Here is a 24,600-nt window from a genome sequence, read left to right as displayed (position 1 = left end):
CCCCGGTGCTGGCCTCGGTCCGCCGCATAGGCTTGCGCGCAGCGCGACGCGTGCGCCGCGGCCGTGCTGGGCAACCGCTGCGATCGGCGCCGCCGACTCGGATACAGTGCAGGATGCACCGCTACCGCCGGGATCGCAGCGGCACAGGGGCGGCTCCATGCGGACGGGCGCGCTCATGCGCATGGCGCGTGCTTGAACAGATACGCGTTGGCCCGCTGCAGGATCTGCGCCAACCGTTCCGCACGCGGCCCCAGCGGAGCGACGGCCTCTCCGGCGTCGCGCAACAGATCCGGCACGAACTGGCGCGCTGCCTTTAGCCCCATGATCGACGCGCAGGTCGGCTTCTGCGCCGCCGCGTCCTTGCCGGGGGTCTTGCCCAGCGTCGCGGTATCCGCTGTCGCGTCGAGAATGTCGTCGACCACCTGCAACGCCAGGCCGAAACTGGCGCTGTAGCGATCGAGCGCACAGTACAGCGCAGCGTGCGCGGCATCCTCCGCTATGGCGCACAGCGCGCCCATGCGAACGGACGCGCGCACTAGCGCTCCGCTCTTCATCCGGTGCATCGCCACGATTCTGTCCAGCTCGACGTGCTTTCCAACCAGCGACAGATCCATGGCCTGCCCGCCTGCGGCACCCTCGGCGGACACCGCCTGCGCCAGTTCGCGCACGAGCGCGATACGCTTGTCGCCCGGCGCATCCAAGCTCGACAGGGTCAAGAAGGCGTGCGCCTGCAGCGCATCGCCGACCAGGATCGCAGTGGCTTCGCCGAACTTGACGTGCACGGTCGGATGGCCGCGGCGAAGCACGTCGTCGTCCATCGCGGGCAGGTCGTCGTGGACCAGTGTACAGGCGTGCATCATCTCGATGGCGGCGGCGACGTCGTCGAGCATGTGCGCCGGCGTGTCGGCCAGTGCGCCGGCAGCCAGACAGAGCAAGGCCCGGGTGCGCTTCCCGCCCTGCAAGGTGGAGTAGCGCATCGCCGCCATCAGCTCGGTCTCACCGTCGTCTTCGGCACGGAGAAGACGGGCCAGCGCCTGTTCGACCCGCTTTGCGCCGTCCTGCATCCAGATCTCCGGCAGCAGGCTCCCGGATGCGCCGGGCGCCTGCGCGCCCAATCCGCCGAGCGCGGAAACCCCGGTTCGGTCGTCGTGTAGCGTGGAAGCGGTCTGCATGTTGTTCATGTCCTTGTACCTGACACGAGACGGCCATGGAGAGCGGCGAGCCGCCGCGGTGTTGCCGGCGTCGCACCGAGCGCGCGCGAGGAGTGCAGCAATGCTGCGCGGCGCCGGCGCCGCTGCCTCGCCACACGGGGCATGCGATGCCAGCTCATGAGAATCCGATGCGGATTGTCATGGATGGATGTGCGGTCGGGTAATAGCGCCGGCCTTTTTCGACGCCGCTCAGCAACCGCGGCCGCGCCCCGGCCTCGTGCATGGTCAGCGCCAAGGCGATGCAGAACTGCACCAGTTCCAGCCATGCGAGGTGGTAGCCGATGCAGACGTGTGGGCCGGTACCGAACTGCATCATGTCCACCGGCCGGATCGGCTCGGTGCGTTGCAGCCACCGCGCCAGGCGAAACTGATCAGGCGCCTCGTGCAGCAGCGCCGAGGTCGAGAAATGCAGCAGCGGGATGCACAGATCGGTACCCGCGGGAATGCGCCGTTGGCCGAGTTGCAGTTCACGCAGTGCGCGACGCACCAGGAGCGGCGTCGCCGGATGCATGCGCAGCGTCTCGCGGAAGAGCGCCTCGGCGACCGGATACTGCGCCAGGTCCGCGTGCCGGGTCGGCACCACGCCCACGCGTTGCGCCTCCTCGACCAGGGCGTCCCACAGCCCAGGCTGCCGCGCCAGCTCGATCACCATCCAGGCCATCGTCGAGGCGGTGGTGTCGTGACCACCAAGCAGCAGCAAGCGGATATTGGCGACCAGGACGTCATCGCAGAGCGCATCGTCGCTGCGATCGAAGGCGCTCACCATGTCGTTGATCAAGCCGGTGCGCGCGGCATGTTCGCGCGCGTCGCGGACGAACTGGCGCAACCGCGCATCGATCCAGTCGCGGGCGGCGCGACCGCGCCGCAAGGGCAGTCCGGGCAGGTCGATCGGGGGCGCGACGATCAACTGCAGCAGTTGCCGGTACTTGCGATGCCAATCCGGCAGGTTCTGCGCGGGGATTCCCATGAGGCTGAAGATGAGCTTGAGCATCAGATCGCCGGTTTCGCGCAGGATGGTTACGTCGCCGCGGTCGCGCCACCTCTGCATCCGCGCCCGGATGACGGGCGCGAACAGCTCGCCGATGCCGGCCCGGGTCAGCCCCATCGGCAGGAACGCCGCCTGGATCGCATCGCGCGCCTGCCGGTGCACGGTGCCGTCCTGAGTGACCAACGTTCCGCCGAACAATTCGGGCGCGATCTCTTCGATCAGCGCCGAGGACACGTCCTTGTGCCGGAGCAGTGCGAAAGCATCCGGATCCAGACAGGTCATCTGCTGTCCGGCAGGGCCGAAATCCAGCCAGAAGTGGCTGCCTAGCGTCCGTTCCGCGCGCCGCAGCAGGCGCGGCAGGTCGCAGACGATGGCGGGAAGATGCCCGACCAAGGGGAAAGCGCCGGGCACGACCGGGATGTCGTGCCGCAGCCGATGCCGACGGGCCAACGGGTTGAGCAGCATGTTCATCAGCAGCGCGGCGACGCGGCCGCTTCGGCGGTCTCGCCGGAAGGCCGCGCAGCGCGGCTGTTGCCACCGTCGGCGTATGTCGGCACATGCGCCAGCATGCCGCCATCGATGCACACGACCTGGCCGGTGATGAACGCAGCATCGTCGGAGAGCAGGAACGCCACCAGCGTGGCCACGTCCTCGGGGCGGCCGACGCGCGGCAGGAGCTGGTGCCGGCGCAGATGCCGTTGCATGCACTCGTCCAGCTTGGCGAGGAGACGCTCGGTCATGATGAGACCCGGCGCAACCGCGTTGCAGCGGATCTGCGCATGACCGTACTGGGTGGCGAGCGAGGCCGATAGCATGTTCATCGCCGCCTTCGACGCGGCGTAGGACGTCTGCGCGGTGTCACCGCTGAGCCCCTGGCACGACGACATGTTGACGATCGCGCCACCGCCGCGGGCGATCATCCGTGGGATGGCCTGCCGGCAGCAGAGCAACGTGCCGCGCAGATTGGTCGCCATGGTCTGATCCCAGACCGCCAGGTCCAGGTCGAGGATCGCGCGGTCGTGCGGAGTCAGATGCATGGCGCTCGCGTTGTTCACCAGCAGGTCGACCCCACCGAAGTGCCGCTCCGCCGTCTCGAACAGCGCTGCCACCGCCTGCGCATCGGCGATGTCGATGTCCAGGGCCAGCGCGTGGCCCGCTTCGGCCGCGATTTGCGCGGTGCAGGCGATGGCCGCCGAGCCATCAATGTCGGCGACCACCACTCTGCCGCCCTCGCGCGCGATGGCGAGGGCGCATGCCTTGCCGATGCCAGCGCCGGCGCCGGTCACCACGGCTACCTTGCCTTCAAACCGTCCCATCGTGTCCTCCCGGAATGCCTTGGTCTCTCGCGGCATGCCGCTCGGCCTGAGCCGGAGAAGGCGCACTGACGGCGCTGGCGCGCTCGTCATCGCCAGCGTCGCTTCGATGACCCGAATGGCGGCGACCGGGCACTGGCTGGCTGCGAGCCGCACGGCGGCGTGCAGCGCCTGCGGGACGGTCGCCCCGCACACTTCGGCCACGCCATCCGGTTCGCGCTGGCGAAAGGTGCCCGGCAGCGTCAGCGCGCATTGCCCGCTGGTTCCGCACAGATCCTGGTCGACCACGATGCCCATCTCAGCCCCCTGCGCACGCAGCCGCACCGGCAGCGCGCGGAACGTCCTAAGGAACGCGGAGGGCTCCCGGGTCGGCTGCTCGGCCAATGCCAGCGTGGGGAAGCGCGCCTGAATCCGCGACAAGCTCTCGGCCAACTGCACCCGGGCCAGTTGCGCACCGAGGCAGAAGTGGATGCCGTGGCCGAAGCTCAGCATGATCTTCCCGCCGGTCGACATGCCAGGACTGGTGCCGTAGAACCGCGCGGGATCAAAGCGGTCGGGATCGGCGAAGGCGTCCGGGTCGCGATTGCCGGACGCGATCAGCACGCGCACGTCCGCGTTCTTCGGGATCACCACGCCGCCCAGTTCGATGTCGCGCTGGGCGATACGCGGAATGGAGCTGAACATGGCGGGCGCGTCGCAGCGCAGGACTTCTTCGACGAATGCCTTCACCCCCACGGCGTCTCCCTGCAGCCAGTGCCGCTGTTCGGGATACGCAAGCATCGCCAGGACCGCATGGTCGATGGTCGCAGCAGTGGTGGCGAAGCCGCCCAGCAGCATGCCCCACAACATGCTGATCAACTCCGCATCCGACAGCGTATCGGCATCATCGTCGTGTGCGCCGACCAGCATCGACACGATGTCGTGGCGGGGATCGGTGCGCTTGCGCTGTATGAGGCCGCCGAAGTAGGCCTTCACTGTCGCACTGGCCGCGTCTGCCGCGGCGAGCTGGGGATCGCTGGCGTGCGGGCTCAGACCTTCCAGAATGGCGCCGATGCCGGCGGCAAGCTCGAACATGTCGTCCTGGGGCATGCCAAACAGTTCGGCGAAAACCAGTATGGGCAAGGCGAGCGCGAATTCCCGATGCAGGTCCACCGCCTCCCCGCGCTCCAGCGCGGGCGCCATGCCATCCAGGCGCGCTGCGACGATGCGCGCGATGCTCGGCCGCAGGTTGTCGATCTGGCGCATGGTGAAATCGCGCGAGATCAGCCGGCGCAGACGTGTATGCGTCGGTGGGTCCTTCATCGCTAGCGTGGAGGCCAGCAGATTGAGCGACAGGCTGGTCGCCGCACGCGGGAAATAGCGCGCCAGTTCGCCCGGCGCCGGTCCCCGAAACGCATCGCCCGTGGCCTTGAGCGCCCAGTAGATGTCGGCGTGGCGGCTCAACAGAAAGAGGCCCGACGCCGCGCGATGCACCGGATCGTGCTCGCGCAACCACCGCATGAACGGATACGGGTCGTGGATGCACGCTGGCGACGCCAGTTCGGCGAAGGCGTCCCGGCATGCTGCCGTGGTTTCTTGCACGTCCATCTTGGTTACCTGTTGGCTGGCTGATCTGATCGGTGCGCGGCAGGCGCGCCGGCAAATTGCGGAGAAGATCGCGATCCGCGGCGGCGTCCGCGCATCACCAAAGCACCGGGAACTCCTCGAACCCGCCAGTGATGATCTCCTTGCGCAACTTCAGTTCTTCGGGCGCCACGGCCAGGCGCAGCGCGGGAAAGCGCTGGAAGATCGAACCGAACACCGCCTTGAGTTCCAGCCTGGCCAGCGCGCCGCCGATGCAGGAGTGCGGCCCGTAGGAGAACGCCAGGTGCGGCTTTTCCTGGCGTCCGATGTCGAAGATTTCGGGGTCGTCGAAATGGCGCGGATCGAACGACGTCGCCGGTAGGCCGACCAGCACCTTGCTCTCCGCGGGAATATCCACGCCCGCGATGGTCACGTCCGTTCTCGGATAGCGCATGATGCCGTCCCAGCCCGCGCCCGGCGGGTACATGCGCAGGATTTCCTCCACCGCCTTGTCCACCAGGGATGGATCGCCGACCAGGCGTTCGCGCTGTTGCGGATGGCGGAACATGGCCAGCAGCCCGAATTCGATCTGCGCAGCGGTGCTCTCGTGTCCCGCCACCAGCATGCCGGCCGCCAGGCCGAGCGCCTCTTCCTCGGTCGCGTTGCCCTGGTCGACCGCGGCGAGCAGATCCGTCAGCAGGTTGTCGCCCGGATTCTGGCGCTTGTCCCGCATCTTGCCGCGAATGTAGGCGCGCAGTTCTTCCCAAGCCAGGCGCGACGCGCTGCGCGGGCCCCTTTCATGCTGGTGCGTCATCACCTCGTCGGACAGGTTGGCGAAAAAGGCGTGATCCTCGTAGAGCACGCCCATCAGCGCGCTGATGACCATGGCCGGAAGCGGAAAGGAGAGGTGGCGCCGCAGGTCGGCGGGCTGGGGCTGGGCCGCCAGCGTCTCGAACAACTGCGCGGCGATCGCCTCGACCTGCTGCGCGAGCAGTTTCACCCTGCGGTCGCTGAAGGCGGGCGCTACGATCGTGCGTAACCGGGCATGCTCGCCCCCCTCGTGCGAGACCAGCCACCCCGGCGAACCGAGAATCACCGAATCCGGAGTGAATGCTGCCGGCGGCATTCCCGCGGGCCGGAACGCCGCGTCAGACAGCACCGCCTTGGCCTCGTCGTAGCCTGTCACCCACCAGCCTTCGTGCCCGGACGGGAAGCGTACGCGGTGGATCGGACCGTTGGCGCGTAGCGCCAACATCTCGGGCGAGGGCTCGATGTGATCGACGCGCCACATCGGCAGCGTCGGCAAGGGCTGTTCGAACATGGTGGCACTTCACTCTCTAAGCAATGGAAGGGCGGAAGGTGACCGGCAGGCGCTGCGGGCAGCGAATGACGTAAGACGGCATGTAGACGACGTCCTCCGCGGCGATGGTCAGCGCCCGATCCTCCAGCCGCACGAACAGCGCGAGGAAGCCGCATCGCAATTCCGGGCGCGCAGCGCAGCGCCGAGGTAGACATGCGGCCCCTGGCCGAACGACAGGTACGGATTGTGCCGCCGGGTGACATCGAACCTGTTGGCATCGCCATAGATCGACCGACCCAAGGATGGGTGAAGGAGGTTCGACCGCACTCGCCACCGACGTGCCCGCCAATATAGCCCCTGGACCAGATCCCACACTGCCGGCGGCAGTTTCACTCCTGGCTCAAGGTCTGCCGCTTTGGTTGCGCTGCTCGCGACGAGCGCAATTGTTGTGGCTCCCAAAAGAAGAAGTCTAGATCGCATCCAACACTTCCCTGCATTTTCTCCGTCCACAACCGAGCGCCAAGTCACTGCACAGCAAATCGTCAGAATGGACCAGACGCGAACAGCGCGCCGTGTCCATCCCGAAGACCATCACTCGATTGGTGATGACGCCGTGAACAGAGCAAATCGCGTGCCGAAGTGAATTCGCAGGCTCAGCAGGCACTTCGGAGCGGCGCGCAGTGTCAGGTTTCTGACATTTGAATCTCAATGCCGACAACCGGCGCAGCAAGTGTCCGACAAAGGCCCGCTCTCGGGCTGAGTGTGCGGGGTAGCCCTTGCGCGATATTTCAAGCATCTGGATTGGCTGCAGCGGATCGCCGGAAACCATCGATCTCGGCGGTAGCTATCCGGAAAACAAAGCCCGCCTCTCGACATCTCGCTGGGTTGGATGGCGCATGCGGCGCCGAGAACTTTCCCGACGGCAAGAGGCTTCTGCATCAAGGCAGACGATAGATTCCGGAAGCTGAATCCAGATTTGCCTGGTCCGTAGCACGACTGGGGGCCGGCGCCTCTAACATCACAGCTTGCCTTCGTCGACCGCATGAGCGGGCAACACGATCTTGATCAGCATGGGCTTATCGTTCGACTGCGATCGTTAGCGAGTCATTGCACGAGAAGATCCGGTGAGCCGATCGAGGGTCCCCCAAATGCGATGAGCACGGGCCGATCCTTCTGACGCGGAAGGCCAGGCAGGGATCGACCTTATGAAGCCTGGGCGTTCAAATCGATACCAGCGCATACCATCATCAATTAGGCCGGGTTTTTTGACTCCCGGAACGAGTCGCCGGCCCTGTCCGCGGGCTGCACTTTGAGACGGGCTGCCGCCCGAGCGGTCGGCGCATATGGCTTAAGCACATGACGGAAAAATAGACTATCGCGATCGCGGCCCCTGATCGTCCTGGTAAACGCCGTCTGTGAAATCACGACGGTCGGATGGGCGACCTGCACGCGGGCAGGTCAGCGCGATCTCGATCTGCTCTTCTGGCTGCCCAACGCGCCGTTCGTACCAGGCAGCCAGCTGCAACAAGCGGTCCTTGATGAACGGGTCAGCTTGCTCTGCAAGTTCCCGCACGATCCGCGCCCTCTCTACAAAACTCGTCGTCCATGGCATCCCCCGAAATTGGCGCCTCCGAATAATGCAGTTGAGAAGTCGGACTGCATATGACCCAGGTTACACTGCAAGATATCTTCCTGCAGTTCGCCGGCGGTTTGAAGAAAGCACTCGCCTCGTTCAGCAACAAGCGCGAGGCCTGGCCTTGCTCTTTCCCGCCATACGACTTTGCACAGGCAGGTCCTGTTCGGCGGAACGACCACTGAACCGTTGAGGAATGGCGATGGAGAGCCACCCTTCAATGCGTGCCTTCCAGGCCCGTCACAACCCCGTAAACCGGATCGATGCGGCGCGAGAACGACAGCATTCATATACCAGGGGGCCAAGTGCCGCGCGCGCCTTGCATGGATCGAGCGACAGTTAAAGCCAGCCACTTTATGCTGTGCGTCGATTGGATCCACCTTTCCGGCGGCGCCGCCGCGAGTTCTGACGGCGACTGCGCGGAGGAATAAGTGAATTTGCCGCTTCCGTGACCGCTTGCGTAGCGACTTCGCCGGACGAGGGATCGACGGTTGACCGATGCGGCTCTCTTTGATCGGCGACGGTCTTTTCGAGAGCAGAGAGGAATTGCCGCCCGTCTTCGGTAATTTCCCAGCCGAGAGCATCGCGAAAGACAAGCTTCGCCGAAAAGATATTCAGGTCCGGCGCGTGTTCGGCCAACCGCTTCATGCGATCGGTCCAATCATGGCCGCTGTTCATCAGGATCTCCACGGCCCGTCGGACCTCGGCAACGGAAGCCCTCCCCGCAGGCTGGCCGGCCAGTACTTTCAGGACGGTCAGCTGGAAGGACACTTGCCGTGTCTCCGATGGGCTGTGGGCTGTGTTTGCAGTTCCCCTCAATGGATCAAGGTCAGGGGCGCATCGTCAACAACATGGCGCCGATAACCTCAACTATATTGGCTAACCCCCGCGCACCGACGTCCTGGGGTTTGACCTCGCCGCGCGTATCAAGCTCATGCGCTACTGGTCCTCTCGGAGCCCGTACGTCAGCGCAGCAGAACAGTCCTGCAGCCACAGCGCCGCGCGCCAGTATGGTTCATAACAGACGAACTCAGTTGTGCGGGCCCTTCATATGCGACAGCATCACGCTTCGATCGGAAGGACTGGCCGGTGCACCGTTACTTGGGGCGTGGCATGCGGGCGCACCTCCTGGCCTATCGGGCACCAGTGTACGGTTCGGACCGTCCATAGCCTATCGACAGGTGCGAGCACACGCCCTGCAAGGCAGGAGTTTCCCGGAGGCGAACCGGATCAGCCAACCCGGAGATCCTCGGCTGACATCTTGCCCGAACGCCCGGCCTTGAGCTGGTAACTTACCCGGGCTCCCTCTTCGAGGCTGGTGTAACCGGCCTTTTCTACGGCACTGATGTGCACGAAGACATCGGGACTTCCGTCCTCCGGCCTGATGAAGCCATAACCTTTGGTCGAATTGAACCACTTCACAATACCCATTGCCACGCGGCATCTCCATAAGTGAACTGTTGTGATCTAGCCAAGAGTCTCGCAGCCATCAAGGTGGGCGGCAAGGAGACGCTCGTTCGCTGCGGGTCGCTTTTGTCGCATGGCTCACTCGACCGGCGCTTTGCGCGGCGGCCGACAGCAAGACCCTGGCGCCGAAGACGCTTCGCTTCTTTGACTTCGGGATTCGAATGACGTCTGAACCTGCGGCTCATTCATCGCGCGTTAAGTTACAGGAGAGCCGCAGAGCGGAGACCATGGCACGCTCAACCGGAGCCGAGCCGGAGCGAATAGTGCGCTCCCCCTTGCAAAGCCAGGCGGCCGTAACCTCCTTCGCGCAGCCCGGAGCGGGATCACTAATCCGCGTCATGCCTGCACTGAAAGTGCATTCGTCCTTGCCGTTACAGGCTGCTGCAAGCGCAGCCGTGGCGTTGCCGCGCGCCGAGATCCAGCGGCAGTTACCGCCATACGTGGCAGAAACGACCGAGATACCTGATTGCGTGACGGCATCCCCGGTCGCGCCCCGCAGCGCGTACGTGGCCGCCGCCGCGACAAGAGCGGCAAGGCCAGCACCTCCCAATCGTACCAGGCGCCTGCGCCGTTCCGGCGAGGCCGCCTGATACCACCTGCGAATTCGCCCTCGAGCCGGCACCTCGAAACCGAAATGCAGCAGGATCGCGACGCAGGTCGCCAGAGTGAAAGCAAGGGCGAGCGCACCGAGATGGCCAGGCAGCTGGTTGGCGGTTTCCCAGCGTACTGTCGGAAAACGCCGGTAGATGATGACGTGTACAAGATAAAGGGCAAAGCTGGCCTCTCCGAGGAAGACAAGCCAGCTTGCCGACAACAGCCGTCCTGCACTGCTCACGGGATGAGCCGCCGAGATAAGAATGAGCCCGACCGGCGCCGCCAGAGCGATATTGTTGCGCGTAATATCGAACAGGCTCATCGTCGCCCCGAATGGGGCCTTATGGACGGTAAACCAGAACACCAAGCCTGTCGCGCCGACACCAACAATCGCGGCGATATCGAGCAGAGCTCGGGATGGCCTGAAATCCTCGGCCAACCACACTTCATGGAGTTTTGCCAAACAACAGCCGAGGATGAATTCCCATACCCTGCAAAACGGCGAAAAGTAGACGATCCAGAGGATGAGCGTGTTCTTCCAGTTCGGCAGAGCCGCCTCCGTCCCCCAGGCATGAAGCGCAAACAGATTGATGCGGCCCTGAAGCAAGAACACCGCAAGGTCGATGCCAAGCTCGATTGTGACTGCTCCAATCGCGCATAAAATCGCGGCAGACACAGTTCTGATCCGCGCAAGGAACGGGCAAACGAGCGGAAAAACCAGATAGAAAAACCATTCGGTACTCACTGACCAGGAGACGATGCCGATCTCTTCGTACTGCCAGACGGGCGCGACACCGGCTACATTTGCGAAGAACCACGTTTGAATCATCCCGAGTTGAAACGGGACAATGTGCCACGAAAATCCCTCGGCCGGTGCCTCGGTTCCGGGAAGCCAGGGCCATACCATCGGGCCGGTCAGTAATTCGACGAGAAAGAGAACAACAAACAACGGATAGATTCGCGCCATGCGCGCCACGAGAAATTCCGGGATCGCTTTGCGCGGGCTGCCGGCAATCGAGCTGCCATAGTTATATTGAATGACAAAACCACTCAGCGTGAAGAAGACGGACATCCCGAACAGGCCCAGTGTCCCGATGCTGATATCGAGTGCAAGACTGGTACCTTCCAGGAACAGACTTCCACCGTGAGACAATGCCACTGCTGCTGCCGCGACAAACCGGATGCCGGTCAGCGCGGGTATCTGCTTGACCATCGATGTCGCCCGTCATTTGCGAGGTGGTACAAATCCTGGCGATCGATGGCACAAACGGCAGTCTGCCGGGGAGAGAAGCAATAGAGACAGGGAAGGCCGATCGCATCGCGCGAGCGTGCCATGCGATCTGCCAGAGTCCTTCGGTAGCTCAAAGCCGTTATCAGAGCGTCCCTACATCTTAGCGCGACGCCGGCTAACGCTGAAACTCTGCCTTCTGGTAGGGCGGCCCGGATTCAAAGCTCGTATTCCGCGCCAGGCCGGCTCTGGCGAAAGGCCCGTCCCCTCATCGGCAAGCATCATGCCCGGTGAACCGCGCGTTGTGATGCCGGTGATCCTGGGCACAGATGAGGCGTCATGTCCGGTTCAGCCAGCTTGCGGACGATGGAAGAGAAGAACGCGCCCGCCGGGCGGGTTGAGAACCACACCGAAGGCCAGCACCGCCGTCCGCCGAGCAGGCGAGATTTCAGAGCGACTGCCTCCTCAGCCGGGTTCAGGATAAATGCGAACTCGCCGACGGCCCTCGCTTTCCTCCAACTCGCCCCTGTAAGGCACGCTTCGGATCTCGAAATAGGTTGGGCGTCCGACCTCCGGCATGATGCGCTGGCCCTCCAGGGCGCGGACGAGGTAAGGCGGCAGGAACCGCTCTCGGTGCTCCCATCCCCCGCGGATCAGGTACCCAAGATCCACTGCGCCTTCACCCGATTGCGCGGCCCTGACGATCTGCGGAGGACGATGATGCGGCTGGGAAGGGCCAGCTTCATTGATCCCGCCGGTGCGCGGGTGATGAACGAGGCGAACATCCCTGTGCCCGCCTGGTCCAAACGTGGCGGAATAGCGCTCACCGTTGATAGCAAGCTGACTTGGCTCGAACTGGCTTGGCAGCAGATTGAGATTGCCGAGTACGTCAATCAACACTGTTGAGGCCGTCTGGGAGCCGTGGCGCCAGTTCGCGCCAACGATCGCCCCAATATCGCGCAGTTCCTGCGTGCCCCCCGGCTGCCCCGCGAACGCCGACGCTCCGGCAAATTCGGGGGGTAGCGCAGAGCGCGCATCATCGCGCAAGTCGTACGGCGTGGGCGGATCCAAGTCGACGAAGGAATCGAGACCGCCGTATATGTTTGACGACCGAGGCCTCACGGATGATGGCGATGCAGGTTCTTGCATTTGTTGCCAAAACCAATCCCAGGCTCGCTGGCTCGGGGTGGCTGGCGTCGCAGGAAGCTCCTGCGGCGTGCGCGCCTGTCGAGCAGCTTCCCCGGAAGCCTGCCCCGCGCCCTCAGGTGGCTGCAATCCGAGCGCTCTGTTCGCATCAAGGATTTGTTGGTACTGGCCAAGGCTGACTAGATCAGCGTTGATCTTGTCGTCCTCGGTTTCCTGCTTGTACTCCTCGACATCTTGGGCGAACCCATCGCTGAAGAGGCGGCCGGCCATCGGCTGCCTGTCATGCGTCTGCAGCCACTCACTCAGCCTGGACAGTCGGCGAGCTTGCCTGTCGATCGTCTTTGGCTCGACCCTGTGTGTCGCCTTTTCCGCCGCGGCCCATAGGCCGATGAGGGCTGCGTCGGCGTCATGGGGGACCAAGCGGCGGATATCGGCTGCCAAAGTGTTTCCGGCACCGACTTCCCGCAGCTTCTTCAAGGCCGCCTTGATGCGCCTGCCGCGATCCTTTGCATAGGTATCGACGTCCTCATCGAGCTCGGCTTCCAGCTGGTGGTTTTCCAGCTCCGGATTTTCCAGCTGGGCGTTTTCCAATTCCCGCTGAATTCGATCGGCAATTGACGGCCTGCCGGCCTCGCTCAGGCGCGCGCTCAGATAGCGCAGATCGGCTGCCGCATTTTTGATGGTGCCGTCGCTCAGGTTACCCGCCGCCTTGTTTCTGAAGTCTGCAATGAGCGCCTCATCCGCCGCAGACACGCCGCGCGTCCGGCCCGGCTGCCTGGCGTAATCCACGCGAAACGTCGTTGAAAACCCGTCGGGCTGCCCCGCGTCGCGCGAGGACCTTTCGCCGCCGCTCCCGCCAAAGGCTTTGCGGACGCCCGACTTGAAGCGTGACCACAATCCGCGGCTTTTGCCGCTCCTGGCCGGAGGCGCGGGCTCTGCGTCCGGAAGGCTGTAGCGCGCGCTGCTGAATAGATCATCCCGCAAGCCAGACTGCGACACTTGCGCCGAAGCCGGAAGCTGAAAGCGAGGAATGTCCACGCTCCGGCGCGTGTCGCCGAGCGAACTCTCCCTTGAAGAGGAGTGTGGCGGCATCCGCATTGAACCGCCGAAATCGCTCCGTCGGACTGCTCGCCCGTCTGCTGCGGGAGCCGGATCCGGCGACTCTGATTTTGAGGAGCTCCCGTCAGACGAAACGAGATCCAAATCCTCCATCCGCCGCTCAAAGTCGCCTTGCTGGCTTGCGTTGCCCGCGCGCGCCCGCCGGGCGGTGTACTCCTGCATCCAGGCTCCTGTATCGAAGAATGGGTTGACCGGATCCATCCTGCTCTCCTCGTGTTGGTACAGGCCCTGCCGCAATCCACTTGGCTTACTCGGTGGCAGCCGTTCAGCGACAATCAGATTCCTATTTTGCATCTGCAACCTTTCGAGAAGCTGATGGGATTGTGATTGCTGCGAGCAAACCCGAGGGCTGCCGTCCCACTTGTGATCTGACCAAGCTAAATCTTTGCTGGAAACATTCGGTACTCCATCCATCCACGCGACGTGAGCGCAGGATGAAAATGCGAAAAGGACGAGCCTCCATCGAACAAAAAAACCGCGCGGTCAGCGAGGGCGAGCTCGATCGCGCAGTCAGGTGCCGAAACTGAAGACCATGTCCCCGCAGCCTCGTCAAATGCTTCATCGGGGCGTGAACACTTGGCTGTATTGAGAAAGGGGAACGTAAAGACCCAGCTGCGCAAAGCCGACGCCTTTGGCCTATTCGAACGAAAGGCTCCGGGACGACCGCTCGTCGAGCATTCAGAAAAATGGGGCGCGAGGTCGTCGAGCCGCTCCCGTGCCAGCTGCGGATCTTCGTATGAACAGAGAAAGATCATACTCGGGGGCTTCCAAGCCGGTGCAGAGGTTGTAGAGCCACCTCGTCGCGATGCCCGTCGGCGCGCCCCGGCGAGCGGGCGAGAGGAGCAATTCCTGACAAGCAAGGAGCTCATGATGCCGCCCAGCTTTCGGAACGCTTCTGATCTACCCACTCGTGTAGTATCCCGAAGGCCTTCGTAAAGGGCTGCTGACATTGCCAAGCCAGCGCCGGTCGCGCGATCTCGCAAAAGCCCCTTTTCTATCGAGGAAGGCCGCCCGCCGGGCCCTGCTCTTGAGGATGGCGTTGATGAAGCCGCGCACACTTAACGATATGAAACTAACCTGCTGGACCCGCCTGTATAATCGAGATTTTGGTGATCCCATGCTCCACGATGAATTTAACAAACAACGGGCCAGTCTGGTTCGCGATCTGGCCAGCCGCACTGACCCTTTTATCAAGCGCGCCTGCTTGATCCGGCCTTCCGGTACGAGAAGCCCCCGGCCAAGATCTAGCGACTGCCGATCGTATCGCTGAACGATCAGGTCGCTTCGGACCGGTCGGACAGCAACGACGTTGGCTAATCGCTCAGCCAGGTCATTCAAGGGCTGTCGTAATCGGGCGCGCGGTTGGAGCGGCGCTCGTGTGCTCAGCATACGCGATGATGGCCCCGCTAGCTGTTGAGTCCGTGGTGACGAGAAAGGGCGCGACGGCTCCGTTGCCTGCAACCGCTCAATAGCGGCTTTCGTCCTTCTCCTATGCAATACGCGGAGAACCGCGCGGCCGCCCCGCTGGACTCGCAAGATAATTGAACCTGCAGGGGCCCAGGCCGCGCGCGGTTATAAACTCGCTTCGAGCTATGCATTCGGCCGCGGGAGGTGCCCTCTGCTGGTGCCCTTCTTTTGCGTCGCAAAGCCGAACGATGCCGACATGCCGGCGCTCGATCCCGGCCTTCTTGCCAGCGCCCAGACGGTTCGACCACGACGGAGATCTCCGCCATGCGGCGCGTCGGCCCGGCCGCTCCCGCGAGACGCGCCGGCACATGTTCTCTAAGCGAACCGCAGCTATCGGCATCGCGGTGGGGCAATTTCCGCCAAATCCGGGATTTACGCGTGCTGCATGATCACAGTTAACGTCCGCCGAGTGGAACCTTCGACAGGGCGCTTCGCTTCAACCCCGTAATCATACGGGTCTCAAAGATGTGGAACCTTTTGCAGATATCGCGCAGGCTGGTCTGAGCCAGGATTTTGCAGCAACCCTTCCTGGGGGCTAGAGCCAGCGCCGTCTCGCATGTATTTCAAGCGGGCGGCGTTGTGCTGTATGGCGAGCCTGTTTCTCACAATTTGAGAATAGATAGAATAGCCAATTGTAGAGCGGCAAAGTGGGAGATTGCGCCCCTCGCGATGCAAGCCGAGCTACGCGGCGTCCACTGGCCCGGGACCAATCGCGCTCACACTCGAAATCGCGCATCTGGGCCTCGGCGGGCCTGCTGCTGAGTCCGTCGATTTGGTGATCTTACGGCCATTGCGGACGAGGCGGCCAGGATCGGGATGCGCGGCGCCGAGAAGGAAGGCACCCTCGCGTCAAGGCTGTCGGATTAACGCAACTTAGACGGTGCTCGATGCTTCCATCAAGCAGCTTGTCTGCTTGTGGCGCCGTACCTTGCCAACGCCCCGAGCCGAACAGCATCGACCTCCAAAGCACTGCTGTCCGCGCCTGAGATGGCGCGAGGAAGGACTCAAGGGAGATGGCTTCCGCCATGCAATGACTAACCAGCCCGCTGGGTTGGTGCGCGCCGGTGATGCTGCAGCCCCATTGTCTGTGATGAAGAGCCGGTTGCGCTTCCGCAATACTGACAGCTGGCAATTTAAATGGGTTTGCCGCTTTTAGCCGAACGCGAGCCGGGATCTCCCCCACTCATCCAATTGTCTTCGTTCGTACCTGGTCCAGCTTGTTCGCGCGCTGTCCCGCTGCTTCCGCAATCTCTCGTGTCTCGCCAGTTAAAGCGCGCAATCTCGTCGCAGATTCCTGAGCGCAGGTAGCGATCGCCTTAGAGTGTCCGAGTCCTCTTGCGGCACGGTCGCTGTGGCTACAAAACTTGTCGAATGCTTGGCTTATACCTTCAAAGGCCGCACGACCTCTTCTCTGCTTTTGGCGACGCAAGTGATCGAGCCATGCCGAAGCGACCCCTTTCACTCAAGCGCCGGGTGTCGACCATTGCTTATCTTGATCGAGCAGAGCGAATATGTTCTCGGCTGCGACCGGCCGACCGATGAGATATCCTTGCACTTCGTCACAATTGGCTTGTCGCAAATAGTCGAACTGCTCGGCGGCTTCAACGCCTTCGGCGACCACGCCGATCCGCAGGTCCTTGGCCAGTGTGATGATTGATTTTACGATCGCCGCACTCTCCGGTCGGCTCAACATGCCCCGAATAAAGGACTGATCGATCTTGATGCGAGTATAAGGCAGTTTCAACAAATAGGTGAGCGACGAATATCCCGTTCCAAAATCGTCGAGTGCCACCGTCACTCCCAATTGCAGGAGTGCGTTCAGGATCGATGACGCCGGCGCGTACTTCGAGATCAACATCGACTCGGTTATTTCGATTTCGAGACGATGAGGAGCAACTCTGGCTTGGGAGAGGGCCTGCACGATTGTCTCAAGGATGCTGGCGTTATGGAATTGAGCTGCCGAAAAATTCACTGCGACCCTGAGGTCCGACGGCCAATTCGACAGCGTCGCGCAGGCGTGCCGGACCACCCACTCACCGATTCCGTGGATCAGTCCGGTTTCTTCGGCGATCGGGATGAACTCGGTCGGGGAAATTACTCCACGCACCGGATGCCGCCAGCGCAGCAAGGCCTCAAAGCCGGTGACCCGGTTCTCGCGAATATCAAAGAATGGTTGATAGAGGAGGAACAGTTCGTCTCTGTCGATCGCGAACTCCAGATCCCGCTGCAGTGCCCTGCGCTGTTGCGCTGATCTGTCATCGGTGATCTCAAAGAAGCAGATTGTTCCCGCCCCCCCTTGCTTGGCGCGATAGAGCGCAATGTCGGCATTCCTCAGGAGCTCGTGAGGTACGTCGCCATCGCGCGGGGCCACTGCGATTCCAACGCTGGTCGTCCCCGCGATCTCGCATCTTTCGATCGCGAATGGTTCGGCGAAGGCGCTGACGAACCGCTCGGCGACTTCCAAGGCGTCCTCCACCTTGGTCAGATTGGTTATAACCAGCGCAAATTTATCGCCGCCAATGCGCGCAACGGCATCAATTTGCCGTACGCATCGCTGTAGTCTCGCCGCAGCCTGCACGAGAAGTTCATCGCCAGCGGGGTAACCAAATTTATCGTTCACTTCCTTGAAGCGATCGACGTCGAGAAGAAGAACCGCGAATTCCTCGCCGGTGCGGGCGAGTCTGTTGAGCGCACCTTCGAGGCACTCATTGAAGGCGAAACGGTTCGGCAGTTGCGTCAGCGGATCTCGTCGGCCCCTCCTTTCGGCCTCCAGTTGAGCAATCGTGCGCCTGGTAAATTCAAAGGAATTGGCGAAAACACCGCGCAGGAGCACAAAGCCATAGGCAACAACCAGGATAGCGACGAGGAGATAGGCGAAATCGTCGTTTCGGGCGAGGCAAATTGCCGTACCGACGAAGATCGGAGCCGTGAACGCAACTGCCGCCACCGGAATCGTGGCGAAGGCGAACGCGCCACCTGCAAGCATCCCTGAGCAGAGACATGTTATGACGAGTTGCCCGCCGTTGGACGCGTTCGCGAAGAAAGCCACCGGCACAATTGCCCAGGCGATTCCGAGAACCAGCGCATTCCGTACCAGGCGGTGCATGGCCTGGCGCGACACGAACTGAGGCTTGGTCATCAGTCGTGATGAACGCGCTTTCAGGCCTATCGATAGCGCGCCGCAGATGACGATCGCCGCCCAGATCAGGGCAAAGTTTCTGTCTGGCGAATGCCAAAGCGCAATTGCGAGCACGGCCGCATTGCAGGCGTTGGCAAGCATGATGCCCAGCGAATAGCCAAGCACGAGGGAGAGCTGCTCGGCACGGATGTATCCTGCGACCGCTTCGTCCGTAGCCGGCCCGCCGAAGGCCGCCAGATCTCCGGCCAGCAGCTTCGAGAGACAGGAGTTCAGATATTCTCTCATTCCGGGACCCTGCAGGACTGGCTATAGCGTTGGCACCAGCTCTCGAAGGTCGCGGCAAATCTTTGACAAAGGATAAACTCTTGATTGTACCCGGCGCCCGACGACACCTCACGGCGCGCTGGAATCATTGTTGAGGCTTTGACCGATTACAAACTGCAGAAAAACTCTGTCCGCTTCGTACAGACCCGCTGCTTTTGATAGATCGTCGCTAACTTGAGCTAACTCGCATGCGGACAGCCTCACAGCCTCAGCACTAGCTGGATAGGCGGGGTTGTGCGATCGATCGGCTTGAAAGGTTTGGCGACCGCCTCATTCCGCGGTTGAGTCGCTTGCTCCGACGATTTTTCTCATTGCGTGACCCTGGTAGTTCGCTGTCTTGCCGCACGACGGCCAGCCAATGAAAAGGCCGCTCTTTCGGTTGAGGCGCCGTTTATGCCTTTTGTTCGATCGAGCCAGCCTTCCTCCTTGTTACTCGACCCCGTCGGCCCACGCGATCAGAACTCGTCAACCCGGTCGTGATGATTTGCTGCCCGACCTGACGCGCTAATTGTGCCCTGGGTCAGCGCTTCGAGGATGTCATCGATGAGCAAGTCATCTATCTTATGCATCGAAGAAGACGGGAGAGTCATTGCTCGGCGATAGCCCCAGCTGCTTTGCAAAGGTCGGGCACGACCTTCCGAGGGTGGCGCAGTTCTGCGAGCAAGGAGAGACTAGAGCCGGCTCCGCAAATCTGAACAGGGCGATAAGTGGAGTTTCTGCCTGACGGCGGGCAAGATTGTCCCGCGAATCAGGAGAGACGATGACGAGACGCGCACGCCGGAACCACACAGCCTTCAAGGCGAAAGTGGCGCTTGCCGCGGTCAAGGGTGACCGGACACTGGCTCAATTGGCGGAGCAATTCGACGTTCATCCCAATCAGATCACATCGTGGAAAGCGCAACTTGAAGGCGGGGCCGCCGATGTGTTCGGTCCGGGCGGCAGCAGTGCCGCGGCGGCGTTACCCCCCATCGATGTGAAGTCGCTGCACGCCAAGATCGGAGAGCTGACGCTGGAGAACGATTTTTTAGAGGGCGCGCTCACCAAGGCGGGATTGCTGAGCGCAAAGCGATGATCGACCGTGAGCACGATCTGTCGATCACCAAGCAGGCGGAAGTTTTGAAGATCAGCCGCGGCAGCGTCTACTACCTGCCGCGTCCGGTGTCGTCCGCCGACCTCGCGATCATGCAACGGCTTGACCGGCTGCATCTGGAGTTCCCTTTCGCCGGTTCGCGTATGTTGAGAGGTCTGCTGGCTGCCGAGGGGTGCAAGATCGGCCGCCGGCATGTCAAGACGCTGATGCGGCGGATGGGGATAGAGGCGCTGTACCGCCGTCCGCGCACCACCAAACCTGAGCCCGGGCACAAGATCTATCCATATCTGCTGCGCGGCATGGAGATCACACGCCCGAACCAGGTATGGGCAATGGATATCACCTACAGTGCCCGATGGCGCGTGGCTTCGTGTACCTCGCGGTCGTACTGGACTGGGCGACCCGCCGGGTTTTGTCGTGGCGGCTGTCGATCACGATGGAGGCGGCATTCTGCATCGCGACACTGGAGGACGCTTTGGCGCGTCACGGCAAGCCCGAGATCTTCAACACCGACCAGGGAATCTTCAAAAGATGAATGATCGCCGCACCACCTACATTGTGGCGCTCAAAGCTGCCGACGCAGGCAACATCACTCCAGTGATGGACTTTTGTAGTCCGCGTGGTCGCCATTGACAACGACATGAGACAGCGATGGCCAAGAAGAAAAAGCTAAGTGAATACGAGGCTGCCTGCGTTACGGAGATGTCACCCGAGCTGCTGCTGCTCCTTTTTTGATCTTTGCCATGCGTCCGCTGCCCACGAGCCCGGGTGGATGGTCTCGTTGCTCGATGAGTTGGTTCGACACTTCTCGAGATTACCGCCTACGAAGAAAACGGTCAACGAAGCCCTCCTCACCCAGCGAACCCGGAAAGATTCCGAGCCATTCTGATGGTGAGGACACAATGACGCTCGCACCTGCCATCGGCAATCCGCTCCTCCAGCCCGGGCTGCAGTCGAAAACCCTGGCTGGAAGCCCGGGTTTTCTTTTGTGCTATTATAGGCGCCAACTCTCGTAAACCGCCGCGGTGCGGTTAGTACAGTGCACCTCACGGATTGAGCCGAATTGGCTTCGGCTTCGTTCCGTCCTAGGCTCGATCGTAAGCCGCAGGTGTCGGTTGGTCTGCGCTCCTGCTCCACCTCCATGGATTGGTGGAGATCACACGTCACATAAAGTCTCCATCCGAGTCGGACTCTGATGAAGATTCCTCATCGCTCGGCGCGTTGACTTTGGAGAGATACATCGGAGAATTGGTTGCACGCTGCCACTCACCATCCCTATATCTCCACTGGCTGGACTGGGTGGGATCAAGTACCATATCATTGCGATCTACATCAACGAAGCCCATTTGTTCTGCACGGGCTCTCGCTTCATCATTAGCAGGACGCCAGTTCACCAGCGGCCGTTCGCCGTCTTGCCGTAGTTGGTGCTCGAGCAGAATATCGCCGGCGTTGCCGGCGAGCGGATGAGCAACCTGAAAATCCACGATTGATGTGACGTCAGTTCGTCCGGGGAACTGTTCTCGCCACCGTTGGCTGGTGAACTCAGTCGCCATAGGAAATCCGGCTTCCGTTCTTTGGAGGCCGACGCTCCTATTTCCCAGTTGGTAGCTGTAATATCGGGCGGCATCAGAATCGTTTCGGATCGCGAAACTGCTAGCGACATCCGCGGTGCGCCTAGCTCTTTCGGATACAAATTCTGAGTATTCTTGCGGATTGTTGGCAATATGATTGATTTCTTCACCATGAAAGCTCCTCACCCGTTCCCGGAATTCGGCTCGGTCGATCTCAACAACGGGAGGTCTTGAAGTGAGGCAATAACTCGGCTGCGAGGATGAGCTGGCACCTGAATCCTGCAATCCCATTCTACCGAACGCGTCCGCGAAATCGTCGGCATTCCCGTGCTCCGGGGAGCTTGCGTAATGATACTCATCATCGGATGGAACATCCGACCAATTGTTAATTCGACCGTCCATGACGACCACACTCCTATGGCTGTTGCATTGTGTTCAGGTCATTAGACCTGACTCCCCGATAAGCAGCCTAGCTGTCTGTAAGCTGACGCCCGACAAATAAGCGGAAAACTAAATTCGCTGAAACGATAGGGCGAGCCGGCGAGTCGATCAATTTTTGACGCTCATCGAGCGCGGATTGCGCGAGCGCAAACGCCTCCGCACCGTGCTCGGCAGCGTCGGGGATCGCCGCACTGGTCGCGGCTACGCTGATCCCTTCGATGGCGCGGGCGCCGTCGACCTACGTCATCGGCGCCAAGACGTTTGCCGAGCAATATGTGCTCTCCGCGCTGATCGAGCAGCGGCTGGCGGCGGCGAGATTGCAGGCCTCGTCGCGCGAAGGCCTCGGCTCCAGCGTAATTTTCCAGGCGGCCGATAACATCGACGTCTATGTGGATTATTCCGGCACGCTGTGGGTCAACCAGTTTCACCGCACCGATATGCCGCCGCGCGAAACATTGCTCGCCGAGTTGAAGGAGATCCTGGCACAACAGGACATCACTCTGCTCGGCGCGCTCGGTTTCGAGAACGCCTATGCGCTGGTGATGCCGCGGCAGCGCGCCGATGTACTCGGTATTCATTCGATCACCGACTTGGCTGCGCACGCGCCGACGCTGTCGATTGCCGGCGACTACGAGTTCTTCTCGCGCCCCGAATGGATCGCGCTGCACAAGGCCTACGGACTCTCATTCCGCACGCAACGGCAGATGCAGCCGGATTTCATGTATGCGGCAGTGGCTAGCGGCGACGTCGACGTCATCGCGGGCTATACCAGCGAGGGGCGGATCAAGGAATACGACCTGGTGACGCTGGCCGATCCCAAGCACGCGATTCCGCCCTATGATGCGGTCCTGCTGCTGGCACCGCGGCGCGCGCACGATGCGGCGTTACAGGAAGCGCTGAAGCCGCTGCTAGGCCGGATCGACATCGCGACGATGCGAGATGCCAATTTGCGCGCCAGCGGCAGTGATGCAAACTCCTCGCCCGCCGCGGTGGCGCGTTGGCTGTGGCAGAGGATCGGTGGGCGGTAGACGCAGCCAGTGTGCCGCCGATATTCTTGCCATCCGGGTCATGCAGTACGCGCATTAAGACACCATTTCACGAACAGTCTAGTTGCTCCAAATACGTTCCCCACACTTGCACTCCATGAGCGGCACGGTTTCCCTGCGACCGGATGAAGGAACGCGCGAACGAGCTGGTTATGCCCGAACAACTGGGACAGCGCCGCTGTCAGTCCATTGCTTGAGGCGGGTTTGATTGCTGATCTTGGGTAGGCTCTTCCACTTAATTCGGCCGTGAATACGCCAACCCGATTACATTCTTGGAAATAAGTAACTCGAGCGAAAACGTGCAATTTGCCTTCGACACGTGTCCTGATCGCGCAAAGATATTAATTTCCACGTCCTGGAACTCAAGAAACTGGTTGTCCAGAGGAAAATACGCCTTATACAATGCCTCTTTCAAAACAAAGAGATCCCGCCGCTTGAGCGTATGTAGATCGTACATGCGCTGCTCGCTAGGGGTGGCAATCAATTCGATCAGGTTCTCCGGCAGAGGTTCATTAGGCTCAATGTCGATGCCGAGAGCTGCAATCCTTTTCGTCCCCGCAATAGCGGCGGCTGCTACTGTATCGTGGTGCGCCAAAGATCCGACGACGCCGGCTGGCCAGATCGGAACACCAGAGCGCGTCTTTAAGATCGGCATTGGTGGGAATCCCAGCTGCCCAAGAAGTGTTCGGGCAGCTACCCTTGCGGCACCGCTTTCGCGGCGGACTTTGGGAACGGCGCGTCCCATAGACATAACTTCGGAAGTGTACAAGGTGGATTCGTCGCCCCTTTCTATTGGACGAATGCCGACCGTGATGTTCTGTTGATCAATCGTGATAATCTCCATTATTTGGCCCCGTTGAGCTTTTTGAACACTTCGACGTCGATCAGAGCGGGCGGCGGGCCACATATCGGCTGCTTCACAACTTGGACCACCGAGCCGATTCCCGCCTTGTGGGGTATTTGGGGCTCGAGACTGACCTTCGAACTCAGAACATTCGGAGAAAGTTCTTTGGGTCTATTTGAGAGTCCCGATTAAGGCCGTTGCAATGGCCCGAGCCAGAACTTGGCGGTTTTCTGGATTGCTCACCATTGTCGCGTGGTTGCCTGGCACCGGTACCGCATGAATGGATCCCGCATTCAAAACTAGGTCCCAATCCCGCTTTGGCAAGTTTGCCCTGCGATCTAGTTGTTTGTCGGGTGGTACCCAACGACTGATGAGAGGCTCGCTGGCATAAAACTGATGTATCTCAATTGGGAGCGACGGAACTCGATACGACTGTAGTGCCCGGTGAAATTTCGCGGCCCTTTGATACATCGAAACGTCACTGTGGAGATCGTGATCTGGGGGTAACGCTCCTATTTGCCGCGCCTTTTCAAGCAACTCAGTAATGGAACATTGTTCACTGTAGCGTTCCAAGACCTCGCGGTGTTCATCATGCAAGATTCCACAACGCCCCAAAACAAATTCTCGCGCCAGATTGATAAATGATGCGTTCGAAAATTCTGCAGGTAGAGTAACATCGATGAACGCCATGAATGACACGACTTCGTCGATACTCAGTAAGTGCTCGACAATTGCATAAGCCAGGATTGCACCTGATGAGTATCCAGCAAAGCGGTATGGGCCCCGTGGCTGGATCTCTTTAATAGCAAGGATCACCTCTGCGGCCATCGCCTCAAGAGTTGGTGGACAAGCGTCATTGAAGGGCGGCCATGGCAGAGCGTAGACGGGGCAGTCCACATGCATTTCCGCCACCAAACCGAGGACATAGGAACAGTCTCCAAAACCTGTGGGGACAAAGAAGAGCGGTGGCTGCGATCCGGTTGGTCGAACGGAAATCACTCCCCGGTCACTGGGCTGTCGCTCCGCACGAATCTTCAATGCAAGTTCCTTCAGAACAGGGGCTTGGAAGAGGTCGGCGGCGCTAAAGCTCAGCCCAAGATCTAATGCTCGACTGAG

Annotated in this window: 14 protein-coding genes and 4 pseudogenes; 2 read left to right on the top strand and 16 right to left on the bottom strand. The window is 61.3% G+C overall.

The features are described from left to right. Positions 1-173: 173 nt before the first annotated feature. From H8A95_RS29725 to H8A95_RS29665, 13 genes and pseudogenes are all read right to left on the bottom strand, one after another. Positions 174-1,172, bottom strand: coding sequence for a polyprenyl synthetase family protein (locus H8A95_RS29725; protein WP_376711794.1), 999 nt, complete (start codon positions 1,170-1,172; stop codon positions 174-176). Positions 1,173-1,326: 154 nt separating this feature from the next. After that, a complete protein-coding gene (locus H8A95_RS29720) occupies positions 1,327-2,670 on the bottom strand; it encodes a cytochrome P450 (RefSeq protein ID WP_229172341.1) in 1,344 nt (447 codons plus the stop codon). Then, a complete protein-coding gene (locus tag H8A95_RS29715; protein WP_229172340.1) occupies positions 2,670-3,515 on the bottom strand; it encodes an SDR family oxidoreductase in 846 nt (281 codons plus the stop codon). Before H8A95_RS29715 ends, H8A95_RS29720 begins: the two co-directional genes overlap by 1 nt. Continuing rightward, positions 3,502-3,809: pseudogene (locus H8A95_RS29710) on the bottom strand (ferredoxin). Before H8A95_RS29710 ends, H8A95_RS29715 begins: the two are co-directional and overlap by 14 nt. Before the next feature lie 6 nt (positions 3,810-3,815). Continuing rightward, a pseudogene (locus H8A95_RS29705) lies at positions 3,816-5,099 on the bottom strand (cytochrome P450); the annotation flags it as partial. Positions 5,100-5,193: 94 nt separating this feature from the next. Further along, the gene (locus H8A95_RS29700) at positions 5,194-6,396 is read right to left on the bottom strand and encodes a cytochrome P450 (protein WP_229186426.1); all 1,203 of its coding nucleotides are present in this window, start codon (positions 6,394-6,396) and stop codon (positions 5,194-5,196) included. 16 nt (positions 6,397-6,412) lie between these two features. Then, positions 6,413-6,556, bottom strand: a complete 144-nt coding sequence (locus H8A95_RS29695) for a cytochrome P450 (protein ID WP_229186425.1) — start codon at positions 6,554-6,556, stop codon at positions 6,413-6,415. Positions 6,557-7,747: 1,191 nt separating this feature from the next. After that, entirely contained in the window at positions 7,748-7,948 is a 201-nt protein-coding gene (locus tag H8A95_RS29690) for a hypothetical protein (protein WP_229186424.1), read from the bottom strand. Between the two features lie 414 nt (positions 7,949-8,362). Beyond that, complete coding sequence (locus H8A95_RS29685) at positions 8,363-8,779, bottom strand: hypothetical protein (RefSeq protein ID WP_229170080.1); 417 nt, start codon at positions 8,777-8,779, stop codon at positions 8,363-8,365. Between the two features lie 459 nt (positions 8,780-9,238). After that, positions 9,239-9,445 (bottom strand): cold-shock protein, encoded by a 207-nt coding sequence (locus tag H8A95_RS29680; RefSeq protein ID WP_229170079.1) that lies wholly within the window; start codon positions 9,443-9,445, stop codon positions 9,239-9,241. A 211-nt stretch (positions 9,446-9,656) separates the two neighbouring features. Further along, positions 9,657-11,282: an acyltransferase family protein gene (locus tag H8A95_RS29675; protein WP_229186423.1), complete on the bottom strand. Its 1,626-nt coding sequence runs from the start codon at positions 11,280-11,282 to the stop codon at positions 9,657-9,659. A 480-nt stretch (positions 11,283-11,762) separates the two neighbouring features. Further along, a complete protein-coding gene (locus H8A95_RS29670; RefSeq protein ID WP_229186422.1) occupies positions 11,763-13,763 on the bottom strand; it encodes a hypothetical protein in 2,001 nt (666 codons plus the stop codon). A gap of 2,728 nt (positions 13,764-16,491) precedes the next feature. Then, positions 16,492-18,453, bottom strand: a complete 1,962-nt coding sequence (locus H8A95_RS29665) for a putative bifunctional diguanylate cyclase/phosphodiesterase (RefSeq protein ID WP_229186421.1) — start codon at positions 18,451-18,453, stop codon at positions 16,492-16,494. Between the two features lie 799 nt (positions 18,454-19,252). Between H8A95_RS29665 and H8A95_RS29660 the strand changes: the two are divergent. Then, positions 19,253-20,102, top strand: a pseudogene (locus H8A95_RS29660) (IS3 family transposase); the annotation flags it as partial. A 643-nt stretch (positions 20,103-20,745) separates the two neighbouring features. On the opposite strand, the gene H8A95_RS29655 reads toward H8A95_RS29660, so the two are convergent. Next, positions 20,746-21,555: an effector protein NopP gene (locus tag H8A95_RS29655; protein WP_274617667.1), complete on the bottom strand. Its 810-nt coding sequence runs from the start codon at positions 21,553-21,555 to the stop codon at positions 20,746-20,748. A gap of 142 nt (positions 21,556-21,697) precedes the next feature. Here H8A95_RS29655 and H8A95_RS29650 point away from each other — a divergent pair. Beyond that, positions 21,698-22,622, top strand: a pseudogene (locus H8A95_RS29650) (glycine betaine ABC transporter substrate-binding protein); the annotation flags it as partial. 253 nt (positions 22,623-22,875) lie between these two features. On the opposite strand, the gene H8A95_RS29645 reads toward H8A95_RS29650, so the two are convergent. Together H8A95_RS29645 and H8A95_RS29640 are read right to left on the bottom strand one after the other, a co-directional pair. Continuing rightward, a complete protein-coding gene (locus tag H8A95_RS29645; protein WP_229186420.1) occupies positions 22,876-23,484 on the bottom strand; it encodes a 4'-phosphopantetheinyl transferase family protein in 609 nt (202 codons plus the stop codon). A gap of 171 nt (positions 23,485-23,655) precedes the next feature. Next, the coding region (locus tag H8A95_RS29640; protein ID WP_229172441.1) for a thioesterase domain-containing protein at positions 23,656-24,600 on the bottom strand (945 nt) is incomplete at its 5' end.

This window comes from Bradyrhizobium oropedii (assembly GCF_020889685.1).
GTDB classification, from domain to species: Bacteria; Pseudomonadota; Alphaproteobacteria; order Rhizobiales; family Xanthobacteraceae; genus Bradyrhizobium; species Bradyrhizobium oropedii.
Note: the sequence above shows the minus strand (reverse complement) of the source record. Positions and strands in the feature narration are given on the sequence as shown.

Bases quoted from the DNA above. Each gene is read 5' to 3' on its own strand.
- H8A95_RS29725 (WP_376711794.1), bottom strand. From the start codon at position 1,172: ATGCAGACCGCTTCCACGCTACACGACGACCGAACCGGGGTTTCCGCG.
- H8A95_RS29720 (WP_229172341.1), bottom strand. From the start codon at position 2,670: ATGAACATGCTGCTCAACCCGTTGGCCCGTCGGCATCGGCTGCGGCAC.
- H8A95_RS29715 (WP_229172340.1), bottom strand. From the start codon at position 3,515: ATGGGACGGTTTGAAGGCAAGGTAGCCGTGGTGACCGGCGCCGGCGCT.
- H8A95_RS29700 (WP_229186426.1), bottom strand. From the start codon at position 6,396: ATGTTCGAACAGCCCTTGCCGACGCTGCCGATGTGGCGCGTCGATCAC.
- H8A95_RS29675 (WP_229186423.1), bottom strand. From the start codon at position 11,282: ATGGTCAAGCAGATACCCGCGCTGACCGGCATCCGGTTTGTCGCGGCA.
- H8A95_RS29670 (WP_229186422.1), bottom strand. From the start codon at position 13,763: ATGGATCCGGTCAACCCATTCTTCGATACAGGAGCCTGGATGCAGGAG.
- H8A95_RS29665 (WP_229186421.1), bottom strand. From the start codon at position 18,453: ATGAGAGAATATCTGAACTCCTGTCTCTCGAAGCTGCTGGCCGGAGAT.
- H8A95_RS29655 (WP_274617667.1), bottom strand. From the start codon at position 21,555: ATGGACGGTCGAATTAACAATTGGTCGGATGTTCCATCCGATGATGAG.
- H8A95_RS29645 (WP_229186420.1), bottom strand. From the start codon at position 23,484: ATGGAGATTATCACGATTGATCAACAGAACATCACGGTCGGCATTCGT.